Here is a 24,172-nt window from a genome sequence, read left to right as displayed (position 1 = left end):
CTTGACGGACCGCGAACCACCCGCTTGGTTGTGGCTCAAGGAACGTTTGGCCCGCCTGCGCCAGTCCACGACGCCGGGCCGCGCCGGAACTGAGCCGGCGCCTGTCGCCGTGCGTACCGCCGTCGTCACCGACTCTGCGGCCGCGCTCCCCGCCGAATGGGTCAAGGCGTTCGTTGCCGACGGCCGCCTCGCCGTTGTGCCGATGCCCGTCCTGGTGGGCGAAGAGATCTACGGCGAGGGGGAGGACGACATCACCCAGACCCTCGCGCTGGCCTTGGCGGCGGGATCGCCCGTGAAGACCTCCAGGCCGTCACCCGGCCAGTTCGAACAGGCCTATCTCGCCGCCCAGGACCGCGGTTTCGAAGCCGTCGTCTCCATCCACATTTCCGCCGGGCTGTCCGGCACCGCGGACGCCGCAAGGCTGGCTGCGCAACGCGTCTCGATCCCCGTCGAGGTCGTCGACTCCCGCACCGTGGGAATGGCGCAAGGCATGGGTGTCCAAAGCGCGCTGGTTGCCGCCGCAGACGGCCGTTCCGCAGCCGATGTCCGTCGCTTTGCCGAGGAGCGGTTGGGCCGCACCAAGGTCTACTTCTACGTGCCGAGCCTTGAGCAGCTCCGGCGCGGCGGCCGAATCGGAACTGCTGCGTCTTGGCTCGGAACAATGCTGTCCATCAAGCCGATCCTCGCGGTCGACGGCGGCAAGATCGTACCGCTCGAGAAAGTGCGCTCGGCCGCTAAAGCCGTTGCCCGGCTTGAAGAAATCGTTGCCGCCGACGTCAATTCCCGGCCAGTAGGGCAATCGCGGCTCGCCGTGCATCACTTTGGCAACCAGGCAGAGGCAGAGCGGCTCGCGGCCCGGCTCGGAGAGAATCGCCCCGGTTGCCCGCCGGCGCAGATCAGCGCCCTGCCTGCCGTCCTCGCGGCCCATGCCGGGCTCGGCGTTTTGGCCGTGGTTGTCGGAGAAAGCAGTACCCCTGGCGCCACGACGCACCCAGCGCGGAACCACCCCCTAGCCTCGGGCTAGGTGCGCAGGCCCCGAGCGGCGGACTTATTTTGTCAGAGCCTCCTGGCAGAGTGTTTCCATGGAAGTGATCGGATACTTCGACAAGCGGCAGGGCCTTGCGTCCCTCGGGCTTTCCGGAGTGTCCCGGCGTGCCCGTGTTCCGCATCTTGCCGGGGTTCCGGGCGCGTCCCGGGAGCGGTGGCGTTGCCGGATCCGCCCGACCTTGGGGGCCGGGGCGGGCGGCAGGCCGCGTTGGAGGGGGCCGTGGCGGCGCTGAGGTCGCTGACGGACAAGGCGGCCGACGACGTCGGAGTCCTGGGTCTCGAAGAGGCTGTCGCGTTCGCGTCCGGGGTGGAGGAACTCTCCCGGGCCCTGGATTATCTCCAGCTGCTCGCCGCAGCCGGGCTGGACACGGCCCGGAACGATGAACCCGCCGCCCGGCCCGGCTGGACCACAGGCTGGGCCGCCGACGCGGGGAGTGAGTCCGGGACGGACACAGCCTCCGGCGCGGTGGAGGAGAGCGCCTCCGGCGCGGTGCAGGGGAGTGTCAGCGGGGAGTTCCGGTCCACGGCCGAGCATCTGCGGTCGTTGCTGCGGATCAGTGCCGCCGAGGCCAGGCGCCGGCTCGCGCTGGCCCGGGAGCTGCTGCCGGGCCGGGGCCTCACCGGGCATACGGTCCCTGCCCGGCACGGGGAAACCGGCGCGGCGCTGGCGTCCGGGACGATCGGCACCGGTGCGGCCGGGATCATCACGATGGCCGTGGCGAAGGTGCGTCCGCTGTGCGCCCCGGAGAAGGCCGCGGAAATGGAACACGCCCTGGCCCGGACCGCGGCGGAAAACGACCAGGACTTCCTGGCCCGGGTTGCCCGGCGCTGGGTCGAGGCGATCGACCAGGACGGCCCCGAACCGTCCGGGGAATCCCTGCGCCACCATCAAGGGGCGTTCCTGCGCCGTCCCAAGCACGGGCTCGCGCACGTGGAGATCTTCGCCACCGCCGAACAATACGAACACCTGCTCACCGTCATGAACACCGCCGCCAACCCCCGCACCCGCACACCCCAAGGCACAACACCCAGCGACACCGAACCCCGCAGCACGGTTCCCGCCTGCGCGGAACCATCCGGCGGTTCCTTCACCGATTCCTCCGGGGAGGCGGCGGAGAATGCCGGGCCGCTGGACCGGCGGTCGAGGGCGCAGAAGCTCCTGGACGGCTTGATCGGCGCCTGCCGGCTCGCCCTGGCCACCGGGTCCCTGCCCGCCACCGGCGGCCACCGCCCGCAGATCCTGGCCACCATCGACCACCGAGACCTCTTCCCCCAAGACAGCCCGGATCCACAGTCCGGGCAATCCTCGAAGTCCAGGCAAGTTTCACGGCCCGGGCAGCCTGCCCTGTTCAGCCGGCCCCGGCGGGACGGCGGTACCGGGTCCTTCACGTTCACCGGCCCCGTCCCGGCGGGGACGTTGCGGAAGATCGCCTGCGACGCGGACATCATCCCCGTGGTCCTGGGCGGCGAGGGCAAGGTCCTGGACATCGGACGGGCCTCACGGGTCTTCCCGCCGCATATCCGCAAGGCCATCACGGCCCGGGACAAGGGCTGCGCTTTCCCCGGATGCACCATGCCGGCCCCGTGGTGCGAGGCCCACCACATCGAGTACTGGTCCCGGGGCGGACCCACCAGCACCGCGAACGGGACCTTGCTCTGCAGCCATCACCACCACCTGATCCACAAGGAAGACTGGCACATCCAGGTCCGCAACGGCATCCCCTGGTTCATCCCGCCACCCCACACCGACCCGCACCGGAAACCCCGAAGAAACCACTACTTCCAAATATGAGCCCGGAGTTGGCCGGTCCTGCCCACTGATCCTCCACAGGCACTCTGCGGCGCCCCTGTCCACATAGCGCCGGTCCGGGCTGCTGCTGCGGGTCCGGACGTTCTACGCTCGTGGATATGCCACGCAGGAACCGAGCCTCACCCGCGGACGATGCTGCGAGTGCCGCCCGGCTCCGATTCGCTGCTCGTCTTGCACCACCGCCGGACCAGGAGGCGGGCGCGCAGCTGAGCCACGACAGCAAAGCCGACCCTTTGCTTCCGTTGCAAACGTTGATGACATCCGGCTCGGGTATGGCCGATGCGGGCGCGCAGTCAGGCACCGAGGACTTGTCCGAAGCAGCAGGACCTCCATCGCGGCTTCGGTGGCGCACACCGTGGCGCGTGGCCGTGTTGTTGGCTTTGCCTTGCTTGGTGCTGGTGGTCTGGTTCTTCTGGCAGTCCTGGTCCGGGCAGCCGACGACCGCGCCGCTGGTCCGAAGTTCACATGCGGGAGCAACTCCAGAAGCGGGTGCGGGAAGTAAAGGCGGTGTCAACGAGGCTCCGGAACCAGAGAAGGGGGCCCAACTGCTGACCGTCCATGTTGCCGGTGCGGTGAAAAGTCCCGGGATCGTCAGGGTGCCCGCCGGAGCACGGGTGTTTGACGCAATCGCCGCTGCCGGCGGTGCGGATCCTGCAGCCCATCTGGACAGCCTGAACCTTGCGGCTGTGGTGCAGGACGCCGCGAAGATCCATGTCCCACGGACGGGGGAGGCGGCTCCGTCACAGCCCGTGGGGCCAGCAGGCGGCGCTCCAACAGCCGGCGGTACGGGAGCAGGGACTTCTGCCAGCGGAAAAGTGAATCTCAACACCGCAACCGCTGAAGAGCTCGATACCTTGCCGAAGGTCGGCCCCGTCCTGGCCAAGCGCATCGTCGAATGGCGGCAGCAACACGGCCCGTTCGCTTCCGTGGAGGACCTCGATGCCGTGGATGGTGTCGGTCCGAAGCTGATGGAATCGCTTCTGCCGTTGGTGACGGTTTAGGGTGCGTGGGGTCAATGCCGGTCCGGGCCGGGTGGACCTTCGGCTGGCCCCCTCTGCCGTTCTCACGTGGGCTGTTTCTGTTGCGGCCGCCTATCTACCTTCGCTGTGGACGGGAGTCGTGTGCTCGGCTTTGGCCGCAGCTGCGTGTCTCCTTTTCGCCGCCCGGGCCGCGGCCCCTCGAAGCCTGAGGACGTTTCCCGCGACTTTGGCAGTCGCTTGCTTGTTCGGAGCGGCCGTGGCCGCCCACGCCGCAGCGGAAGCCGGCCAGCGCCAGGACGGTCCGGTTGCCGACGCCGCGGCGGCGCGCGACTCGGTTGTCATCCACGTGTTGATCGTGGGTGATCCTAGCGAACTAGGCACGGACTCACGTGGATCGGGACGGTGGGCAGTACCCGCCGAAGTAATCGATATTGCGGCCGACGGCATGCTCATCCGCTCCCGCACAAGAATTCTGCTGACCGGAGGCGAAGGCTGGGACCAAGTCGTCACGGGACAGGAGGTTAGAACCGCCGGCAAACTGAAGCCAGCAAAACCAGGACAAGTCGAGGCCGGTGTTCTTGCCGCCGCCACTCCACCCATGCGGCCGGACAAACGGCACAAGCCGGAAGCACCTGGAAACATTCCCCAGGGTCCGGCGCAATTGAAAAAACAATTCCGCTCCGCCACTGAATGGTTGCGCGGCGACGCGGCCGGACTCCTGCCCGGAATGGTCACGGGCGACACCACGGGCTTGGACGAAGGCCTGGAGGCGGCGATGAAGACCACCGGCACCACCCACCTCACGGCGGTCAGCGGCGCAAACTGCAGTCTCATTCTTGGCGGCCTGGTGCTTTTGGCCAGGACCTCCCGGCTTGCCAGGGGAGTGGCGGCCATGGTGGCCCTTGGTGGTTTGGCGGGCTTTGTCATGATGGTCGGGCCGGACGCGAGCGTCCTGAGGGCGGCGGTCATGGGTGCTATCGGCCTCAGCGCGCTAAGTAGCGGCCGGCAGGGCCGGAGCCTTGGCTTTCTCTGCCTCGCCGTGACTGGCCTTCTCATCCTGGATCCCTCACTCGGTACGAGCATCGGGTTTCTCTTGTCTGTCCTCGCCACCCTGGGAATTGTCCTGTTGGCACGACCCATCGCCTCTTGGGCACCAGCATGGGTGCCTTCCTGGCTGGCGTCCGCCGTCGCCGTTCCCTTGGCCGCGCAGCTTCTGTGCAGCCCGGTCATCGTGGCCTTGCAACCGCAGTTCTCCAGCTACTCACTGCTGACGAACATCGCAGTTGCCCCCTTTGTCGCACCCGTGACCATCCTGGGAACCATTGCGGTTCCCCTCGTTCCGTTACTTCCGTGGCTTGCAATTGTTCCGATAGCCGTTGCCGGGGTCAGCTCGGCAATGGTGGCGGGAATCGCCAGGTTTTTCGCAGGACTTCCGGGAGCGGCCCTGCCGTGGCCGGAAGGTCCCGCGGGAATCGCCACCATGATTCTCTGGTCTGTCGTGACCGTCCTGATGCTGTGGCTGGTCCTGCATCCGGTCTGGGCGGGCTCCGCCGTACTGTCGTTGCACCGCCGCTTGGTATTCCTTATAGCCGCCGCGGAGTCCGCTGTCCGTCACTGCCGGACCGATGGCCATTCCGCCGGCTCGCCGCCGCCCGGTGTGCGGGTCGCAGGGTTGAGGAACACCGCCCGGGACGCTGCACGTGGGAGACTGGGACCAAAGCAAAACCCTTCTGGAAGGAAGCAACATTGGCTGCTGGCCAGGTCTCCAAGGCCAAAACCTCCGCGGCGAACACCGCCAGTTGGCGGGACGTTACCCCGTCCGCGGTAGTGCTCATCACCGGCCCTGAGGAGTACCTCGGAATCCGGGCAATGGATCGGATCCGCTCGCAGGTGCGGGCCGCGGCACCCGAAGTGGAAATCAGCAGGCTCAATGCCGGAAGCTACGAGTCCGGTTCGCTCGCAATGGCGGTCACGCCGTCGCTTTTCGATGAGGCCAAACTCATCGAGATCGAGGGCCTCGAGTCAATGAACGATGCCTTCCTTGCCGATGCCTCGAAATACGTCACCCAACCGGAGAACGACGTCGTGTTGGTCCTTCGCCACGGTGGCGGGGTGCGCGGAAAGAAGCTCCTCGACGCCATCAAGTCGTCCGGATGGCCAGTGGTGGACTGCCAGCCCTTGAAAAAGGACGCCGAGAAAACAGCATTCGTGGTCTCGGAATTCAAGGCAGGCGGTCGCCGCATCGAAGCGGAAGCTGTCCAAGCCCTCGTCAATGCAGTCGGTGCCAGCCTCTCGGAGCTTGCTGCGGCATGCAACCAGCTCATCGCAGACGCCACCACCGCGGTCGACGCAGCCACCGTCGAGCGCTACTACGGCGGCCGCGTGGAAGCCACGGCTTTCAAGGTTGCGGACGCCGCCATGGCCGGCAACGGGCCGCAGGCCCTGTCCAGCCTCCGGCATGCCCTCGCCACCGGGGTCGACCCGGTGCCGCTGGTGGCCGCCCTCGCCGCCAAGCTGCGCACCTTGGCCAAGGTAGCTGGTGCCCAAGGATCGTCGGCACAGATTGCCAAGCAGCTTGGCATGCAACCATGGCTCGTTGAACAGGCCCAACGTGACGTACGGCGTTGGACTCCCGAAGGCCTGGTCCGTTCCATCCAGGTCACAGCTGAAGCGGATGCCCAGGTGAAGGGCCTCTCGCGGGATCCCGTGTACGCGGTAGAGCACGCCGTCACGGTCATTGCCAACGCGGCCCGCGGCCGCTAGCGGGGCTAGTGCCGGGCCGCTGGCCAACTCAGCCCGGCGGCGCGAGTTTCATCCCCACGTACATCCCGCCAATCCACAAGTAAGTCAGCAGGCGTTCCGCGACGCACTCTGCGTGTCACCAACGCACAAAGAGGCGGCCGGCCGGTACTCAATTTCGAGGAAATCACCACTCACTTTCGGGCAACGACCACTCAAATTCAAGCCAACGGCTGCCCAGCCGGCCCTTTTGACCGTAGATTTCGCGGTGAGGGAATCCTTCCTCCGGATGCCGCGCCCGACGTGTCTGCCCACTGAGATCCCGGTCGTGTGACTTTGCCCTGGGAGGGCCACAATGAACTCGCCGAACGTCAACCACAGGCGTCCTCGTGCATACGCTGTGGTCCTCTCCGGGTGCAAGGCCACCTTCACTAACGATTTTCGGCGAAGGTCCCGTCGACCTTCTGACGGGTTTAGGCTTTTCATCGCACACCACCGCAATTAACAATGCACTGATATTTGGGCATTTGTTCACACTACTAATCGTCGGTGTGGGAATAGTGTGGACGCCTCAGCGGACCGCGTTAATCACATGGGGAATTCCGCTCAGCACTCCTGACATAGTGAGCATCGTGACGGTGCTGTTGGCAATGGCGCTTTTACAAACCAGGCGCCGCTACAGGAAAAAACCCATGGTTGCTGGAACACCGTGTCAGCACCCCTGGACGCAGGGATGCGCGCAGGTTTGGTCCTTACTGATCTTGGTCTCGCCGGCATGCTCATCCTTTAGAACCTGCGGTGGCACAATGTCAATAACCTGCTAGCTGCCGGGGCCCTCGTAATCTCATCATTTCTTGTCGTGGCACCGCTAAAGAGAGCGGGGATCCGGGTGCTCGTTGTTCCGATTGTTGCCTTGTCGGCGTGCAGCCTGATTTTTCTCTTTACGAATGCGCCGTCGTTTGATATCGATGAAAGCTTCGGCTCCGCATCGGCTTACAAGTTGTTGTTGATCCTGGCTGGTACAGTTCTTACGGCCGCGTCCACCCCTGCCCTCCACAGGGCCACCGCTCATCCTCGTGCCCGACGTAGCCGAGGGTTGATGACTGATTTATCAATTAAGGCAGCATGCATTTTTCTCTTGTCAAGCTTGGCCTTGTCCGTCATGGAAATGACACCGTGGCCGTGGACGGCGCCGTTTATTGCTCTTGCTGTCTTCTTCTCGGGTTTAGTTCTGTATCGATCATCTTTCGTACGGATCTCTTCACCTGAAACCTTGGGCTTTGCGCTATTCCTAGTAAGGCTTAGACCCTGCTGGGTGAGGCCGCTCATTGTCCGCAGCCTGGTAACTGCGCTCGTAGTGACTGCGCCATTGACCTTTGTGTTATGTGTATTCCTCCTCTTAGGAAAGTACACCCAAGCGGCGGTCTTGCTTGTTGCTCTTGCGTCTCTCGAGATAAGCATCGACGCCTTGATCCTCCAGCGTCGGACAGCAGTCATGCCAGGTTCGCAGATTTCGAAATTGGCGCAGAAATCAAGGGCAGGCTTAGGCGCAGCGCTTTGCGCCGGCCTCGCAGTTGTGTTCTCAGGCATTCTCGGCACCGCTGCATTGCAAGCAACACAAGGTCCCTGGCTTGGCGTCACGTCTGGCGCACTGATTCTCGTCGCTGTTCTCTTGACCTCCCTGGTTCTCAACGACGCAGCTGCGTGGGTCCGTGAACTATCAGTCACCGAAATGGAGGACACGTGAAATCTCTAGCGCGTGTCGATCATGCCTTTGGATCCCACGTGATCTTTGACCGTGCCTCTGTAGATCTTCCGGACCGAGGCGTTGTTGCGCTTCGAGGTCCGAATGGATGTGGCAAAACGACCCTGCTCAAGCTCCTCGGTGGCATGATCTCGACGTCGTGCACTGAAATCGCGCGGTGGAGAAAGGACTTCACGGCGGTCTATCTAGACACGGACTTTCTTACCCTCGACTACCTCACGGTCGAAGAACACTTGGATATGGTCAGGCCGCTGATTGGCCCGTCGGAGATGCCGGAAGGGGACGGGCACCATCTTCTGACGGAACAGATGATGCCAACCAAGGTTGCAGACCTGTCCTTCGGACAGCGCCAGCGACTTGTTCTGACAGTAGCTTTGGCACTCAAGAACGTCGAAGTCCTACTTCTCGACGAGCCTCTTAACGGATTGGACCAGCAAGGCTCTTTAATTGCACGCCAGTCAATGCTCGCCGTAGGAAGAAGCCAGCTGATTCTCGTGGCTACCCACGAGGATGACCACTGGACCGACTACGATCTCGCGGTCCGCCACAAGGATACGATCGAACTGCGCCCAACAGGAGCACGAAAATGAGCAGTCGTCTCACCAATAGCGTTCGCACTCCTTTCAAAGCCTTGCGTTCCCGCTTCCCATATCTGGGCACCGATTTCTTGAAAATTCTGATCGCCATAGGCTGCGGGATTGGCTTTGCTTCTCTCTTCACGTGGGGCAGTACCAGTGACATGACCTCGATCAGCGCACCAGGAATATTTCTGCGCAACGCTTCCTTGGCCGTTCTCGCACTTTTTCTGACCCACTACGGTGCGATCGTCATGATGATCCTCAACGGCGTTTGGCTAGGGATGGGGCTGGGCGCAAGTACCGCGGCTATTGGCCTCCACCAGACAGTTGCGCTCACCGCAGTCCACATTCCACTTGAGATCGTAGCGTGGGCACTCACAATCCAAGGGGCACGCCTGTTCTGGCCAGCACTTCTCGGAATCATCAGCGGAGAAGACAATTGGCGTCACGTGGTTCAAAGAACGCGGGAAGTCCTCATCGCCGCAGCTACCTTCTCCTTTCTGGCGGCCCTCGCCGAGTGGGCCGAACACGCACTACTCGAAAGGTAAGTCATGACCTCCGCGAGCCCAAAAACCTCCGGTCCTGCCGCGCCCCAAAGCCCTAGGAAAATCAACCCAGTCTGGATCATCTGCCTTCTGCTTGCATACACCGCTGCTGCCCAATACGCGGTGGGATCGAGCATTGAACGGCTGGCCACAGAAAATGCCGAACACAACCAGTTTTCGAGCCAAGAGGTGCTCGTGACCTTCCTTCGCGTAGGGGTCATTATCTGGAGTGCTCTGGCGTCCTTTCTGCAAGGACTCGTACTGAGGCTTATTTACAAGGGCATCGTCAAAGGACGAGGCCCCACCCTTGGAGCAAGCTGGTTTTGGGTTCTTCTAGGTCAAATCCCGTTCATGGCCACCGTGCTCTTCATGGGACTGTTTTTGGAGCCCGGAGCGCAAGGTCTCCTCGGTCAAGCCTGGGTGCGTATTCTGTTCGGCACCATCGCGGGGGCCATCTACATTGCCGCTGCAAAGACGGCGTTTGCTGCCCCGAAGGGGCGCCTCGCGGTTCTCTTCGTCTCGTTGCCACCGTCAACTCGGTCCTGCTCGTCTCAGGCAGCTCCGCCTTAAATACCTGAGGCCGGCACCCAGGGGTGCCGGCCTCACGTTCAGCTCAGTCGAACTGGATAAACCTTAGAGTGCGTTGACCTTTTTGGAGATCGCCGACTTGCGGTTTGCAGCGTTGTTCTTGTGAATAACGCCCTTGCTGACAGCCTTATCCAGCTTACGGCTGGCAGCAACAAGAGCCTTTGCAGCGGCATCCTTGTCCGTGGACTCAACGGCGGTGGCAACGGCGCGGATGGCCGTCTTCAGCTCAGACTTGACCGCGTTGTTACGCAGGCGAGCCTTCTCGTTGGTGAGGATGCGCTTCTTCTGGGACTTGATATTAGCCACGTGTGTGAACTCTCTTTTTAATGCGGAAATGGTCTAGAGGGTTTTCAGGTTGGCCATCGACTGAGCGGCGTGGGGATGCCTATGGCAGCCAACCATGAGTGGCCGTCGACCTGCACGGACACACAGCCATAAATATTATCAGACTCGGCGCTTTTCCGGGGATTTGGCGTCTACGCCGAGTCGTGTCGTCCGCTGAGCCGATTCGCCACCAGTTGGAAAGCGCGCTTGTCCAGGACGGCACCCTCGCGCCGGACGTCGGCCGGATTCACGCGGACCACCCGGTCTACCTTGACCTCGCTCGGCCTGCCCTGGGGGTCCCAGTCGCCGGTGCCGATGTCGACGTAGTCGCCTGCACGGCGGCCGTTGTCGTGATCTTTGCTGGTCAGCATCAGCCCCAGCAGCCACGCGCCGTCGTGCCCTATCAAAAGCACCGGCCGGTCCTTGCCCTGGGAATAGTCCTCTTCGTAGGGCACCCAGGACCACACGATCTCTCCGGGGTCCGGTTTGCCGTCGGGATCGGGGGAGTACAGCGGAGACACCGTGCCCCGGAAGTCTCCCGGATATGGGCGGGAAAGCTGCCCGACGCCGGTACTTGCGTTTCCGGTCCGGCCCGCCTTCCCTGCTACCCCGCCTTTCCGGGCCTGGCCAGGGCGCGTGCCGGCCGGGGCTCCGACGATCCTTTGAAGGTAGCCCAAGGAGCCCTTGAGGAGTCTGCCAAGGAAGTGTGTGTCCGATGCCATGGAACCACCGTACTTTCCCTTGCCGAGCCAGTGCACAACCGGCGCCGGGTTCATGGGAGACTATTAGTTCAGATATGCGGCATCGGCCGGGATGGTCCAGACCAGTCCGGAGACCGGCCGTGTGAGTATCGACAGTAAGGACCCTGCGTGTCTCCCATGGCCCGCACCGCACCGGTGCCCGCCGCGACAGATCCGGCCATCATCCGGAACTTCTGCATCATCGCCCACATCGACCACGGTAAATCCACCCTGGCCGACCGCATGTTGCAGTACACCGGCGTCGTTAAGTCCCGCGACATGAAGGCCCAGTATCTGGACCGCATGGATATCGAACGCGAACGTGGCATCACTATCAAGTCCCAGGCTGTCCGCATGCCCTGGGAACTTGACGGCACCAGCTACGCCCTGAACATGATCGATACCCCCGGCCACGTTGACTTCACCTATGAGGTTTCCCGTTCCCTCGCGGCCTGTGAAGGTGCAGTCCTCTTGGTGGACGCCGCACAAGGCATCGAGGCACAGACGCTGGCCAACCTCTACCTGGCGATGGAAAACAACCTCACCATTATCCCGGTGCTCAACAAGATCGACCTCCCGGCCGCGCAGCCCGAAAAGTACGCGGCCGAACTCGCCAACCTGATCGGCGGCGACCCCGAGGACGTGCTTCGGGTATCCGGCAAGACCGGTGTTGGCGTGGAGGCCCTGCTGGACAAGATCGTCCGCGATCTTCCAGCCCCTGTCGGCGACCCCGACGCACCGGCCCGCGCCATGATCTTCGACTCCGTGTATGACACATATCGCGGCGTGGTCACCTACGTCCGCGTGGTGGACGGGATGCTGCACCCGCGCGAGCGGATCCAGATGATGTCCACCCGTGCCACCCACGAACTCCTGGAAATCGGTGTCAGCTCTCCGGAACCTACCCCTTCCAAGGGGCTGGGCGTCGGCGAAGTAGGCTACTTGATCACCGGCGTGAAGGACGTCCGCCAGTCGAAGGTCGGCGACACCGTGACCAACCTGGCCAAGCCCGCTTCGCAATCCCTCGCCGGTTATGCCGACGCCAAACCCATGGTCTTCTCCGGCTTGTACCCCTTGGACGGCACGGACTATCCCGTGCTCCGTGATGCCCTCGAGAAGCTGATGCTCAACGACGCAGCGCTCGTTTACGAACCCGAGACCTCTGCCGCCCTGGGATTCGGTTTCCGTGTGGGGTTCCTTGGCCTGCTGCACCTGGAAATCACCCGTGAGCGCCTTGAGCGCGAGTACAACCTCGACCTCATCTCCACCGCTCCCAACGTTGAGTACGAGGTCACGCTGGAGGACAAAAGGGTCCTGCACGTCACCAACCCGAGCGAATACCCCACCGGCAAGATCGCCGAGGTCCGCGAACCGATGGTGTCCGCCACCATCCTTGCGCCGAATGAGTTTGTGGGCGCCATCATGGAGCTGTGCCAGAGCCGCCGCGGCGTCATGGGCGGCATGGACTACCTCTCCGAAGACCGCGTGGAAATCCGGTATCGGCTGCCGCTGGCCGAGATCGTCTTCGACTTCTTCGACATCCTCAAGTCCAAGACGCGCGGCTACGGTTCGCTGGACTGGAAGGCCGACGGCGAGCAGGTTGCCGACCTGGTCAAGGTGGACATCATGCTCCAGGGTGAGCAGGTTGACGCTTTCAGCGCCATCACGCACCGCGACAAGGCCTACGCCTACGGCGTCATGATGACGAGCAAGCTGCGCGAACTCATTCCCCGCCAGCAGTTCGAGGTGCCGATCCAGGCGGCCATCGGCTCGCGGATCATTGCCCGTGAGAGCATCCGCGCCATCCGCAAGGACGTCCTTGCCAAGTGCTACGGCGGTGACATCACCCGTAAGCGCAAACTTCTGGAAAAGCAGAAGGAAGGCAAGAAGCGCATGAAGATGGTGGGCCGCGTGGAGGTTCCACAGGAAGCGTTCATCGCAGCCCTGACCACCGACGAATCCAAGGACAAGGCCAGGAAGTAACCCGGTGCCTAGCGTTCTTCCCCTCGGGGATCCTGCACCTGCGGATGGCCTCTTGCCGCCGCAGGTGCTCGACGGCGTCAGTTCACGCAAGTTTGGGCTGTACGTCCACATACCGTTCTGTGCCGTGCGTTGCGGTTACTGCGATTTCAACACCTACACCGCCACCGAGCTGGGCGGCGGTGCCTCCCAGGACGCCTACGCGTCTACTGCCATTTCGGAAGTGGAGTTCGCCGTCCGGGCCATGGAAGCCTCCGGTCTGCCGCAGCGGCCCCTGAGCACGGTGTTCTTCGGCGGTGGCACACCGACCCTGCTGCCGGCTGAAGATCTCGCACGCATCTTGACTGCCGCCGTCGGGCACTGGGGCCTGGAATCGGGAGCCGAAGTCACCACTGAAGCGAACCCGGACTCCGTGACGCCGGAGTCCCTCCACCTGTTGGCCGACGCCGGCTTTACGCGGATTTCCTTCGGCATGCAGTCGGCGGTCCCTCACGTGCTCAAGGTCCTGGACCGTACGCACACTCCCAGCCGGGTCCCCTTGGTGGTCCAGTGGGCGCGCGACGCCGGCCTCGCCGTGAGCCTCGATCTCATCTACGGCACTCCCGGCGAGTCCATGGCTGATTGGCAGACTTCCCTGGAGACTGCCCTGTCCTACGGGCCGGACCACATCAGCGCCTATGCGCTGATCGTGGAAGAAGGCACCAAGCTGGCGGCACAGATCCGGCGCGGAGAAGTTCCGGGAATCGACGACGACGACCACGCCGCCAAGTACGAACTCGCCGACCAGCTGATCAGCGCCGCCGGACTGGACTGGTACGAGGTCAGCAATTGGTCCCGCACGCCCGAACAGGCGTGCAAACACAACCTCGCCTACTGGCGGGGAGACGATTGGTGGGGCATCGGACCCGGTGCGCACTCCCACATGGGCGGCGTCCGCTGGTGGAACGTCAAACACCCCACCGCCTATGCCAACAGGCTCGGTAGCGGGGTGTCGCCCGCCGCCGGACGCGAAACGCTCGACGCCGGAACCCGGGAAGTGGAACGCATCATGCTCGAGGCGCGCCTCGGCACCGGGCTTCAGGTCGACGCCCTCGACAAGGTGGGCCGCCACGCCGTCGCAGGCCTCATTGCCGACGGCCTGGTTGAGCCTGGAGCGGCCTTTCAAGGACGGTTGATCCTGACACTCAAAGGCCGGCTACTCGCGGATGCCGTGGTCCGCCGGATCCTTCCGGACTAGCGCCCCGCGCTAACGGCAGACGCACCAACCGGCACAGGCACCTGCGAAGACCGGCTACTTGATCCAGCGCAGGTTGAAGCGGTAGCGGTGCGGCTGTCCGTGGTTGACCCGGATTCCGGCCGACACCGAGAAGCAGGTCACTGCGACCCAGATTGCCGTGGCAAGGACGGCGAAGAGGTTTCCGACCACCGGAAGCAAGACGAGGATGTTGGCGAGCACTGCCGCAATCGTCGGAGGCAAAGTGAAGTTGAGGGCTTCCTTGGATTCCTGTGCGGTGAACGGGCCACGTTCGCGGAAAATCAGGTAGATCAGAAGCGAAGGCACGCAGCCAAGGATCCCGCCGAAGTGCGCCAGGGTTGCCCACTGCCGGTCCTCCGATGCGGTCAAGGGCAGCGCGTTGGCAGGAACGCCGTGGTACTGGGACTGGCCCGAGGTGCCATCCCGATCGTCAGGAGCGTTGTCTGCCACAGTATCTTCCTTCGAGTATCTATCGGTGCGGTGTTGCTGTCCCAGAATACTTGCTCGGCACGCGATCAGCCGACCAACTCTTGTGCCCGGGAGCAGGCAATCCTCACGGAACGGTCAGGAAATCGATCACTTCCTCCACGCGACCCAGCAAAGAGGCCTCCAAATCGGCGTAGCTGTGGACAGCGCCCAGAAGCTTCTGCCAGCCAAGTCCGACGTCTTCGGCTGTCTCATGCGGCCAGCCGAACGACCTCAGGATTCCGGTCTTCCAATCCGTGCCGCGGGCGATGGTTGGCCATTGCTCGATCCCCAACACCTTGGGGCGGATGGCCTGCCAGACGTCCACATAGGGGTGTCCAACGATCAGTACGTTTCCCGCGGCGCCCGGCAGCGTCATGGCGTCTGCAGCGATCCGCGACTCCTTTGAATCCGGTACCAAATGGTCCACCAGGATTCCGAGCCGCCGGCCAGGGCCGGGGGAGAACGCGGCAATGGCCGCCTTGAGATCGTCCACACCGTGCAAGGGCTCGACGACGATGCCCTCCACCCGGAGATCATCTCCCCACACCTTTTCCACAAGCTCGGCGTCGTGCTTGCCTTCCACCCAGATCCGGCTCGCCTTGGCGACCTGGGCCCGCTGGCCGGCCACGCGGACGGATCCCGAAGCCGTCCTGCCTGCTTGCGCCGCACCCTTGGCGGCTGCCGCGCGTGGCGCCGGCGGCAGGAGCTTCACTGCTTGTCCCTCCAGCAGGAATCCGAATCCGAGCCGGAATGACTTGGCCTTTCCCCGTCGATCCTCAAGCACCACAATGTGCATGCCTCCGGACTTCTCCACCCTGGTCACGGCACCGACCCAACCGGACTGCACGTCCTCGAGAACCATCCCGCGTTCAACGGGCACCTCCGGCAGTTGCCGTTTGGCCGGCGAGGAGAGGTCTTGCGGGCCCCAATTGTCGTAAGACACGGTCTTCACACCACTTTGCGCTAGGGGGATCGGTCACGGTCCATGGGATTCCCCAGGACCGCGCGGGAATCATGTTCGCCGCGAGCGGTACCAATGCTAACAACGAGGTGGCTCATACTAGACTTGTTAGCACTTGGGCATGTTGAGTGCTAATTATTTATTGAAATGTTGATTGGAGGTGGGCAGTGAGCGAACCACGGAAGCTGGAAGTGTTGCGCGCCATCGTGGAGGACTACGTTCACTCCCGCGAGCCCGTCGGCTCCAAAGCCTTGGTCGAACGGCACCATCTGGGAGTGTCGAGCGCAACCATCCGCAATGACATGGCTCTCTTGGAAGAAGAAGGCCTCATTGCAGCACCACACACGAGTGCGGGCCGCATTCCCACGGACAAGGGCTACCGCTTGTTCGTCGACCGTATTTCCGAGGTCAAGCCGCTTTCGGCTGCCGAGCGCCGGGCCATCCACTCGTTGCTTGAGGGCCCCGACGACGTCGAGGACATCCTTGAGCGAACCGTCCGGCTGCTCTCCCAACTGACCAACCAGGTCGCCGTCGTCCAGTATCCGCACCTGAGCCGCGCGCGTGTCCGCCATATTGAGTTTGTCCTTTTGGCACCGCGCCAAGTCTTGGTGGTGTTGATCGCCGATTCGGGCAAAGTGGAACAGGGCGTTGTGCACGCGGCGACAGACGCTGCCGACGAAGAGCTAATGGCTTTGCGGGCGCGATTCCTCGGGAGCATTGCCGGCTCCCAGCTCGACCTCATGCCGCAAGTCCTGCCCTCGGTGGTTGCCTTGTGTCCGCCCGCGCTTCGGAACCTTGCGGGCGCCCTTGCCCACGGCCTGGAAAGGCTCGCCGAGCGGAGCCGCGACGAACGCATGGTCATGGCAGGCACGGCAAACCTGGCCCGCTCCAACGTGGACTTCCCGCTGAGCATCGGTCCGGTCCTCGAAGCGCTCGAGGAGCAGGTGGTCATGTTGCGGCTGTTGTCGGACATGGCTGAGGACCCCCGGGGCGTCACGGTGAGCATCGGCCGCGAAAACCCCTATGACGGCCTCTCCGAGGCTTCGGTGGTTGCCACGGGCTACGGTCCGGGCAGCAGTGCCAAGATCGGCATTCTTGGACCCACCCGCATGGATTATCCCAACACCATGGCGGCCGTCCGTGCCGTCGCACGCTACCTTTCCCGCATTCTGGGCGGCTGACGGCCTCGGCTGGAAACCGCCTCGCAAGAAAAGCAGTGGAACCGTAAACAAGGAAGAGATACCGACTTTGAGCAGTCACTATGACGTTCTGGGCGTCTCGCCGGAAGCAACCGGCGAGGAGATCAAGAAGGCCTACCGCAAGCTCGCACGCAAGCTGCACCCGGATGTGAACCCGGGGGCCGGCGCTGCCGAGGAATTCAAGGCGGTGACCCACGCATATGAGGTCCTCTCCGACCCCCAGAAGCGCCGCGTCTACGACGCCACCGGCAACGAGAACGGGACCGACAACGGTTTCGGCGGAGGCTACGCGGGCCAGGGATTCGCCTTCCAGGACATCTTCGATACCTTCTTCGGCGGAGGAGGCGGCGGCATGCAGGGCCCCGCGTCCCGCATGCGCCGCGGCCAGGACGCCCTGATCAGCGTGCGCATCGACTTGCGCGAAGCGGTCTTCGGTGTCAACAAAAAGCTTGAGGTGGACACCGCTGTCGTCTGTCCCACGTGCGAGGGCTCATGCTGCCGTCCGGGCACCCACCCGGAGCGCTGCGACATTTGTGGCGGCTCGGGCCAGGTCCAGCGGGCAGTCCGCTCGATTCTCGGCCAGGTCATGACTGCCGCACCGTGTGGATCATGCGAAGGTTTCGGCTCGATCATCAAGGATCCTTGCAATGAGTGCGGCGGCCAGGGCCGCATCCGCAGCCGCCGTTCGCTGACCGTCAAGGTGCCAGGCGGCGTCGCTACCGGAACGCGCATCCAGTTGTCTTCGCAAGGCGAGGCTGGTCCTGCCGGCGGGCCTCCCGGCGACCTCTACGTGGAGATCCGGGTCAACAACGATCCCACCTACGTACGTGAAGGCGACGACCTGCACGCCACGCTGAGCGTTCCCATGACTGCCGCGTCACTCGGTACCGAGATGCAGCTTGATACTTTCGACGGCCCCCAGGAAATCGACGTCAAGTCCGGCACCCAGTCGGGCGAGGTCATCACGCTGCGTGGACTCGGCGTCACCCATCTCCGCGGCTACGGCCGGGGAGACCTCAAAGTGCACCTGCACGTTGAGACCCCCAGCAAGCTCGACGCCGCGCAGGAAGACCTGCTTCGCCAACTGGCCAAATTGCGCGGAGAGCAGTTCACCGAAGGCAAGCTTGTGGCCAGTGGCGGTATGTTCGCGAAGCTGCGGGACAAGCTCGGTAACCTGTAGCGGTGAGCAACCCCGTATTCTTCACAGCAGCCGGAACGCTTGACGGGCTGGGCCCTGGTGATTCTTTCGTGCTCGACGGCGCCGAAGCCAGGCATGCTGTCACCGTCAAGCGCCTGGAAATCGGCGAAGCCGTCGATATCGCCGACGGTGCCGGCAGACGGCTTACGGGCACTGTGACGGAATCCGGGCAGGGAACCTTGACAGTCCTTGCCTCCGCGGTCGAAGAGGAGCAGCAGCCAACCGTACGGCTCGTGCTGGTCCAGGCCCTCGCGAAGGGCGACCGTGACGAGCTTGCAGTGGAGACTGCAACGGAACTGGGGATCGACGCCGTCGTGCCCTGGCAGGCCGAACGTTCGATCGTCCGTTGGAAGGGCGACCGGGCCGCCAAAGCCCACGCGAAGTGGCAGTCCGTGGCCACCGCAGCCGCCAAGCAGGCGCGGCGCGCGTGGATTCCCGAGGTGCGTGCCGCCGTCGACGGCTCCGGCCTGGCTGCTGCGGTTGCAGCGGCTGATCTGGCGATCATCCTGCACGAGGACGCGAAACGTCCCCTGCGGCAGGTCCTGGAGAAGTGGCAGGGCCAGGTTTCCGACGCGGATACCGGAGCGGAACGGGAAGTCCTGCTCATCGTCGGCCCGGAGGGCGGCATTTCACCGCGCGAGGTGACGAAGCTCAGCGACGTCGGCGCCGTCACCGCCCTGTTGGGCCACCACGTGCTTCGCTCCTCGACGGCAGGTCCTGCCGCCGTCGTGCTGGCCAGCGACATCCTGGGGCGCTGGTAGCCCGCAGCGCACGTCCTTGTCCAGCGATCGGCCTTAGCGAACGTTGAAACTCCGGGTATCCGTCGCGACGTCCGCGTCGTTGGGTCCCACCAAGGAAACCCGCAGTTCATAGCGGCCCGCTCCGAGCCCCACTGTGAAGCTGAAGACCCCGCCTTGTCCCGGAACGGTCGAAGCCGTGGTCTGCCCGGTGAGGTAGGACGACTTATCGCCGTTTGAATTCTCCCGAAGGATTTGCCAGTGCAGTTTCTTCGAGGGATCCGTGCTCCGGCCGTTGAACTTGACCGGACCGGCAAGCAAGGTCAGATCCTCCTGCGGGTCGATGATCCACACGGGTGCAACCATGGATGCGTCGCGGACCATCGGATCGCCGAGTTTGACCTGTCCGAATGCCATGTAGTCCGTGTGTCCGTCCACGAGGATGGTCACTTTGATCTGCTGTCCGGAATCGATCAGGCCTGAACTCGCGGCCGCAGCGGTAGCGGTGTAGACGAGTTCCTGGACCGCCCGCTGGGCCGTCCCGGCGTCGAGATTGGAATTGAACGCGTCGCGGGAAACATCGACAGTGACCACGTTCTTACCGGAAATGGAGGTCGCCAGGCTGCCCGGGTTCTGCCACGGAGTGAAGAAATCGTGATCCAGCGGCTTCTGGGACATCATGATCCGCAGGGCCGTGGTGATGGGGTTCTCATTGCCCGGGTTGTCACGGAACTCGCGGTACAGGAAGGTGTCCGTGTCGCTGCGCCCGATCCAATACACGGGGATCTTGTTTGAGGCCTGGGTTGTTTCGAGCGGAGCATTGCTGTCCGGGGCCGTCTGCAGCGCAGCTGTCGGGGCGGGGACCGCCGTCGTGGATCCCTGTACGGTGCGGTCGGCAATGCAACCCGACAGGAACAAGGCAGCCGTCAGGGCGGTCACAAGCATGGCGGAACGTTTCCGGATGCGTGTGCCGTGTGAAATCCCGGCTGGCCTGGTGATGGTGGATTCCTGCTCGTGTTCGGCCGCTGTGGTGCGGGGGAGTCATGCGCCCGGGGGCCGGGCGCCGGGGCATTTTTGCCCATGAATCAGCTTGTCATAGTCCCATGGGCCCCGGCTGGCGTTTCGATGCTCCGGCGGGCAACTGCAATGCGATTGATACGAGGTCGATGCCGAGTTGATACCAAAGCGGCGCCGATCGGCCGTCCGCAGCCCGCCGGGCACGGTCCGGAACCACCCCCGGGACTGGCTGGCGTAGGATTGAATGCATCCGAGGCCCGCGATCCTGCGCCCATCCAGCAGACGGACATCGGAGAAAATCGATGGACATCACCAAGCCGGAGGAGCACAGGCCGCAAGGCCAGCACTATGACAGAATCATTGAACGGGCGGCCCAAGGCCGGCAGCGTTGACACAGGTCCGGCCGAGTTCCCGCACTCTGTCCCGGGCGCCCGGACGGAAGTTGTCATCTTCGACAACTCGGATCAGATGGTTCAGACCCTTGGCAGCCATGACGAGGCGTTGCGCTACATCGAAGCGCAGTTCCCCGGCGTCGACTTCCATGTGCGCGGCAACGAGCTTTCCTTCAGCGGACCGTCAAGCGATGTTCCCCGGATCATGCGGCTTCTGGAAGAAGTCCGCGGCCTGGTCGGCAAGGGGACGGTCATCACCCCGGACGTGCTGCAGCAGCTTGTGTCCTTGTTGCGCAGCCAGTCGCTGCAAAACCCCGTGGAAGTGCTGACCCACAACATCCTTTCGAGCCGCGGGCGCACCATCCGCCCCAAGACGCTCAACCAGAAGAACTATGTCGACGCCATCGACGACAACACCGTCATCTTCGGGATCGGCCCTGCAGGCACCGGCAAGACGTACCTCGCGATGGCCAAAGCCGTTCAGGCACTGCAGCTCAAGGAAGTCAGCCGCATCATCCTCACGCGTCCTGCCGTCGAGGCGGGAGAGCGACTCGGCTTCCTGCCGGGAACATTGAGCGACAAGATCGACCCGTATCTGCGCCCTTTGTACGACGCCTTGCACGACATGATGGACCCGGAATCCATCCCGCGCCTCATGGCTGCCGGGACCATTGAGGTCGCGCCGCTTGCGTACATGCGCGGCCGCACGCTCAACGACGCGTTCATCATCCTTGATGAGGCCCAGAACACCACCGCGGAACAGATGAAGATGTTCCTGACCCGCCTGGGCTTCGGCTCCAAGATGGTCGTCACGGGGGATATCACCCAGGTGGACCTGCCCTTCGGCGCCACCTCCGGCCTGCGCATTGTCCAGGAAATCCTCAGCGGGATCGAAGGCGTGAACTTTACGATGTTGGACGCTTCCGACGTCGTCAGGCACCGGCTCGTCGCCGACATTGTGTCCGCCTACAGCACATGGGATGAAAAGCACCGGGTGCGTGCCCAGCACACGCCGATCCACGACAAACGGGGAGAACACCGATGAGCATCGAGGTCAACAACGAGTCCGGCGTCCAGGTGGACGAGGCCCAATTGGTGACGCTTTCACGCTTCATCTTCGAGCGGCTCTACATTCACCCCCAGGCCGAACTTTCCATCCTCCTGGTGGATGAACCTGCCATGGAAAAGCTCCACATCGAGCTCATGGACGAACCCGGCGCTACCGATGTCCTGTCTGTTCCGATGGATGAGTTGACGCCGGGGACACCGGGTAAGCCGGCTCCGCAGGGCATGCTGGGCGACATCGCCATCTGCCCCCAGGTCGCCGAAGTACAGGCGCGCAACGCAGGTCATTCCACGCAGGATGAAATGCTCCTGCTCTGCACGCACGGAATCCTCCACCTGCTCGGTTTCGACCACGCCGAACCGGAGGAAAGGGAAGAGATGTTCGGCCTGCAGCGTGAGCTGCTGTCCGCGTTCCTTGGCAAGGACGCCCCCATGGAGACCATGCTGTGACCTCGCTCATCCTGGTCGGGATGGCGTTGGTGTTCCTCAGTTTCGTCGCCCTGCTGACCGCGGCTGAGGCTGCCTTCACGTTCCTGCCGCGGCACGACGCGGAGCAAGCCGTCGTCAGGAGCCGGGGGAATTCCCTTCGCAGTATCCTCGCCCAGCCCATTGCGCACATTCGCGCGCTGCGGTTCTGGCGGGTCTGGTTCGAAATGGCTGCCGCGGTGGCCGTCGCCGTCGTCATGCACAGCCTCCTCGAAAACGTCTGGCTTGCCGGTCTGGCGGCGACGGGCATCATGGCCGTCATTGGTTTCGTTTTGGTGGGCGTCTCGCCCCGCCAGCTCGGACGCGCCCACTCAGGCGGCGTGGTCCGCTACTCGGCCCCGCTCATCAGGTTCCTGTGCTGGATCCTGGGTCCCATTCCAGGCTGGCTCGTGAGGATCGGCAGCGTCGTGGCACCCGGAGCGCCCAGCGGCGATGAGGCCTTCTTCAGCGAGGAAGAATTCCGTGAACTCGTCGACAGGGCCACGGAATCCGACATGATCGAGGACAGCGAGGCCGAACTCATCCAGTCGGTCTTCGATTTCGGCGACACCCTGGTGCGCTCGGTGATGGTGCCCCGAACGGACATTGTGAGCATCGAGTCCGGCTCCAGCCTGGAACAGGCCATGGCCCTGTTCCTGCGCTCCGGGTACTCAAGGATCCCGGTCATCGGCGAGAACGCGGACCAAATCCGCGGCATTCTCTACTTGAAGGACGTTGCCGCCGCATTGCACCGCCCGGAACAGCCATCGGCGCGCCAGGACGTTGATGCCATAGCCCGCGAGGCACGTTTCGTTCCCGAATCAAAGCCTGTCAGCGACCTCCTAAGCGAGCTGCAGCAAGAGTCCACCCATGTGGCTGTGGTCATTGACGAATACGGCGGCACAGCCGGACTGGTGACGCTGGAGGACCTTATCGAGGAACTCGTGGGGGAGATCGTGGATGAGTACGACTCCAACGATGCGGAGGTCACTGACTTGGGAGATGGCACGTATCGCGTCAGCTCACGGATGAGCATCGATGACCTCGGCGAACTTTTCGACATTGACCTCGACGACGACGAAGTGGACACAGTGGGCGGCCTCCTGGCCAAGACCCTGGGCAAGGTGCCGATCGTAGGCAGCGCGGTGGAGGTGGATGGGATCTCCTTGAAAGCCGATAGGCTGGAAGGCCGGCGAAACCGGGTCAGCCATATCATTGCGGCAGCCATTCCAAAAGAAGACACTGACCTTGAAGACCTTCTCGACGAGGCCGACACAACGCAACAGGGAGTTCCACGTGAGCAAGCACAATAAGAAGTTCGACGCCGATCAGGACTTCGGCGGCTTCCACGCAGGCTTCTCGGTTCTTGTGGGCCGGCCCAATGCCGGCAAGTCCACCCTCACCAACGCTTTGGTCGGGCAGAAGGTGGCCATCACCTCGGCAAAGCCGCAGACCACAAGGCACACGATCCGCGGCATTGTCCATCGCGAGGACGCCCAGCTTATCCTCGTGGACACTCCGGGCCTTCACCGCCCGCGTACCCTTCTTGGCAAGAGGCTCAACGATCTCGTCGCGGACACCCTCTCCGAAGTCGACGCCATTGGTTTTTGCCTGCCCGCCAACGAGAAGATCGGACCGGGCGACAAGTACATTGCAGCCCAGCTGGCCGCCGTCGGACGCAAGCCGATCATCGCACTTGTCACCAAGACCGACCTCGTGGACCGCCAGGCCTTGACCGAGCAGCTCCTGGCCGTAGCCGCGCTGGGCCGCGAAGTCCTTGGCGAACAAGGCTGGGCCGATATCGTTCCGGTTTCCGCGACCGACGGCTTCCAGGTCAATACGGTCGCCGACGTCCTCATCGGCCACATGCCTCCTTCTCCGCCTCTCTACCCGGACGGTGAACTCACTGATGAGCCGGAGGCTGTCATGGTCGCCGAACTCATACGGGAAGCAGCCCTGGAAGGCGTCCGTGACGAGCTTCCGCACTCCCTGGCCGTGGTGGTGGAGGAAATCCTGCCCCGCGAAGGCCGCTCCGAAGACAACCCGCTCCTCGACGTGCGGGTGAATTTGTACGTTGAACGCCCGTCCCAGAAGGCCATCATCATCGGCAAGGCCGGAAGCCGGCTGCGCGAGGTCGGAACGAACGCACGCAAGGGCATTGAGGCCCTGTTGGGAACCAAGATCTACCTCGACCTGCATGTGAAAGTGGCCAAGGACTGGCAGCGCGACCCGAAGCAACTCGTGAAGCTGGGATTCTAAGCGCTGGGGAAGTTCCCAGTTTGGGCTCGTAAAATGGTCCGAATCCCATTTTCCGAGGAA

At 63.5% G+C, this 24,172-nt stretch carries 23 protein-coding genes; 18 read left to right on the top strand and 5 right to left on the bottom strand.

The annotated features are described in order from the left end of the window. Position 1: 1 nt before the first annotated feature. From AB0323_RS02935 to AB0323_RS02895, 9 genes are all read left to right on the top strand, one after another. Complete coding sequence (locus AB0323_RS02935; RefSeq protein WP_366176042.1) at positions 2-1,024, top strand: DegV family protein; 1,023 nt, start codon at positions 2-4, stop codon at positions 1,022-1,024. Between the two features lie 243 nt (positions 1,025-1,267). Beyond that, positions 1,268-2,839, top strand: a complete 1,572-nt coding sequence (locus AB0323_RS02930; protein ID WP_366176041.1) for a DUF222 domain-containing protein — start codon at positions 1,268-1,270, stop codon at positions 2,837-2,839. A 272-nt stretch (positions 2,840-3,111) separates the two neighbouring features. Next, entirely contained in the window at positions 3,112-3,858 is a 747-nt protein-coding gene (locus AB0323_RS02925) for a helix-hairpin-helix domain-containing protein (protein WP_366176040.1), read from the top strand. Between the two features lie 235 nt (positions 3,859-4,093). Then, on the top strand, positions 4,094-5,665 hold the full coding sequence (locus AB0323_RS02920) for a ComEC/Rec2 family competence protein (RefSeq protein ID WP_366176039.1): 1,572 nt from the start codon (positions 4,094-4,096) through the stop codon (positions 5,663-5,665). Continuing rightward, positions 5,584-6,600, top strand: coding sequence for a DNA polymerase III subunit delta (gene holA, locus AB0323_RS02915; protein WP_366176038.1), 1,017 nt, complete (start codon positions 5,584-5,586; stop codon positions 6,598-6,600). Before AB0323_RS02920 ends, holA begins: the two co-directional genes overlap by 82 nt. A gap of 865 nt (positions 6,601-7,465) precedes the next feature. Next, entirely contained in the window at positions 7,466-8,323 is an 858-nt protein-coding gene (locus tag AB0323_RS02910; protein ID WP_366176037.1) for a hypothetical protein, read from the top strand. Beyond that, positions 8,320-8,931, top strand: coding sequence for an ATP-binding cassette domain-containing protein (locus AB0323_RS02905; RefSeq protein ID WP_366176036.1), 612 nt, complete (start codon positions 8,320-8,322; stop codon positions 8,929-8,931). The genes AB0323_RS02910 and AB0323_RS02905 overlap by 4 nt, the downstream gene beginning before the upstream one ends. Beyond that, positions 8,928-9,467, top strand: a complete 540-nt coding sequence (locus AB0323_RS02900; RefSeq protein ID WP_366176035.1) for a hypothetical protein — start codon at positions 8,928-8,930, stop codon at positions 9,465-9,467. Before AB0323_RS02905 ends, AB0323_RS02900 begins: the two co-directional genes overlap by 4 nt. 3 nt (positions 9,468-9,470) lie before the next feature. Continuing rightward, a complete protein-coding gene (locus AB0323_RS02895) occupies positions 9,471-10,034 on the top strand; it encodes a hypothetical protein (protein ID WP_366176034.1) in 564 nt (187 codons plus the stop codon). Positions 10,035-10,097: 63 nt separating this feature from the next. On the opposite strand, the gene rpsT is transcribed toward AB0323_RS02895, so the two are convergent. Both rpsT and AB0323_RS02885 read right to left on the bottom strand, forming a co-directional pair. Then, the gene (gene rpsT, locus AB0323_RS02890; RefSeq protein WP_028267110.1) at positions 10,098-10,358 is read right to left on the bottom strand and encodes a 30S ribosomal protein S20; all 261 of its coding nucleotides are present in this window, start codon (positions 10,356-10,358) and stop codon (positions 10,098-10,100) included. Between the two features lie 170 nt (positions 10,359-10,528). Next, the gene (locus tag AB0323_RS02885; RefSeq protein ID WP_366176033.1) at positions 10,529-11,098 is read right to left on the bottom strand and encodes a type II toxin-antitoxin system PemK/MazF family toxin; all 570 of its coding nucleotides are present in this window, start codon (positions 11,096-11,098) and stop codon (positions 10,529-10,531) included. Between the two features lie 147 nt (positions 11,099-11,245). Here AB0323_RS02885 and lepA point away from each other — a divergent pair, with 147 nt between their 5' ends. Together lepA and hemW are read left to right on the top strand one after the other, a co-directional pair. Then, positions 11,246-13,099, top strand: a complete 1,854-nt coding sequence (gene lepA, locus AB0323_RS02880) for a translation elongation factor 4 (RefSeq protein ID WP_364534776.1) — start codon at positions 11,246-11,248, stop codon at positions 13,097-13,099. Positions 13,100-13,103: 4 nt separating this feature from the next. After that, positions 13,104-14,333, top strand: a complete 1,230-nt coding sequence (gene hemW / locus AB0323_RS02875) for a radical SAM family heme chaperone HemW (protein ID WP_366176032.1) — start codon at positions 13,104-13,106, stop codon at positions 14,331-14,333. A 54-nt stretch (positions 14,334-14,387) separates the two neighbouring features. Here the strand turns inward: hemW and AB0323_RS02870 are convergent, their stop codons facing one another. Together AB0323_RS02870 and AB0323_RS02865 are read right to left on the bottom strand one after the other, a co-directional pair. After that, the gene (locus tag AB0323_RS02870; RefSeq protein WP_059390016.1) at positions 14,388-14,801 is read right to left on the bottom strand and encodes a DUF4870 domain-containing protein; all 414 of its coding nucleotides are present in this window, start codon (positions 14,799-14,801) and stop codon (positions 14,388-14,390) included. Positions 14,802-14,904: 103 nt separating this feature from the next. Beyond that, positions 14,905-15,762 (bottom strand): DUF3097 family protein, encoded by an 858-nt coding sequence (locus tag AB0323_RS02865; RefSeq protein ID WP_366176031.1) that lies wholly within the window; start codon positions 15,760-15,762, stop codon positions 14,905-14,907. A 185-nt stretch (positions 15,763-15,947) separates the two neighbouring features. Between AB0323_RS02865 and hrcA the strand changes: the two genes are divergently transcribed. From hrcA to AB0323_RS02850, 3 genes are all read left to right on the top strand, one after another. Beyond that, the gene (hrcA, locus tag AB0323_RS02860; RefSeq protein WP_366176030.1) at positions 15,948-16,961 is read left to right on the top strand and encodes a heat-inducible transcriptional repressor HrcA; all 1,014 of its coding nucleotides are present in this window, start codon (positions 15,948-15,950) and stop codon (positions 16,959-16,961) included. Between the two features lie 67 nt (positions 16,962-17,028). Continuing rightward, positions 17,029-18,159 (top strand): molecular chaperone DnaJ, encoded by a 1,131-nt coding sequence (gene dnaJ / locus AB0323_RS02855; protein WP_366176029.1) that lies wholly within the window; start codon positions 17,029-17,031, stop codon positions 18,157-18,159. 2 nt (positions 18,160-18,161) lie between these two features. After that, a complete protein-coding gene (locus AB0323_RS02850) occupies positions 18,162-18,938 on the top strand; it encodes a 16S rRNA (uracil(1498)-N(3))-methyltransferase (protein ID WP_366176028.1) in 777 nt (258 codons plus the stop codon). Positions 18,939-18,971: 33 nt separating this feature from the next. On the opposite strand, the gene AB0323_RS02845 is transcribed toward AB0323_RS02850, so the two are convergent. Continuing rightward, positions 18,972-19,859, bottom strand: a complete 888-nt coding sequence (locus AB0323_RS02845; RefSeq protein WP_364534758.1) for a GerMN domain-containing protein — start codon at positions 19,857-19,859, stop codon at positions 18,972-18,974. Between the two features lie 420 nt (positions 19,860-20,279). Between AB0323_RS02845 and AB0323_RS02840 the strand changes: the two genes are divergently transcribed. From AB0323_RS02840 to era, 4 genes are read left to right on the top strand one after another with little or no spacing between them, the layout of a single operon-like run. After that, the gene (locus tag AB0323_RS02840) at positions 20,280-21,368 is read left to right on the top strand and encodes a PhoH family protein (protein WP_366176027.1); all 1,089 of its coding nucleotides are present in this window, start codon (positions 20,280-20,282) and stop codon (positions 21,366-21,368) included. Further along, complete coding sequence (gene ybeY / locus AB0323_RS02835) at positions 21,365-21,838, top strand: rRNA maturation RNase YbeY (RefSeq protein ID WP_364534752.1); 474 nt, start codon at positions 21,365-21,367, stop codon at positions 21,836-21,838. The genes AB0323_RS02840 and ybeY overlap by 4 nt, the downstream gene beginning before the upstream one ends. Continuing rightward, the gene (locus AB0323_RS02830) at positions 21,835-23,166 is read left to right on the top strand and encodes a hemolysin family protein (RefSeq protein WP_364534749.1); all 1,332 of its coding nucleotides are present in this window, start codon (positions 21,835-21,837) and stop codon (positions 23,164-23,166) included. Before ybeY ends, AB0323_RS02830 begins: the two co-directional genes overlap by 4 nt. Beyond that, on the top strand, positions 23,150-24,112 hold the full coding sequence (gene era / locus AB0323_RS02825) for a GTPase Era (RefSeq protein WP_284752235.1): 963 nt from the start codon (positions 23,150-23,152) through the stop codon (positions 24,110-24,112). Before AB0323_RS02830 ends, era begins: the two co-directional genes overlap by 17 nt. Positions 24,113-24,172 lie beyond the last annotated feature (60 nt).

Origin of the sequence: Arthrobacter sp. NPDC080031 (genome assembly GCF_040702485.1) — a bacterium.
Classification (GTDB): domain Bacteria; phylum Actinomycetota; class Actinomycetes; order Actinomycetales; family Micrococcaceae; genus Arthrobacter.
This window is presented reverse-complemented; position numbering and strand designations above follow the sequence as displayed.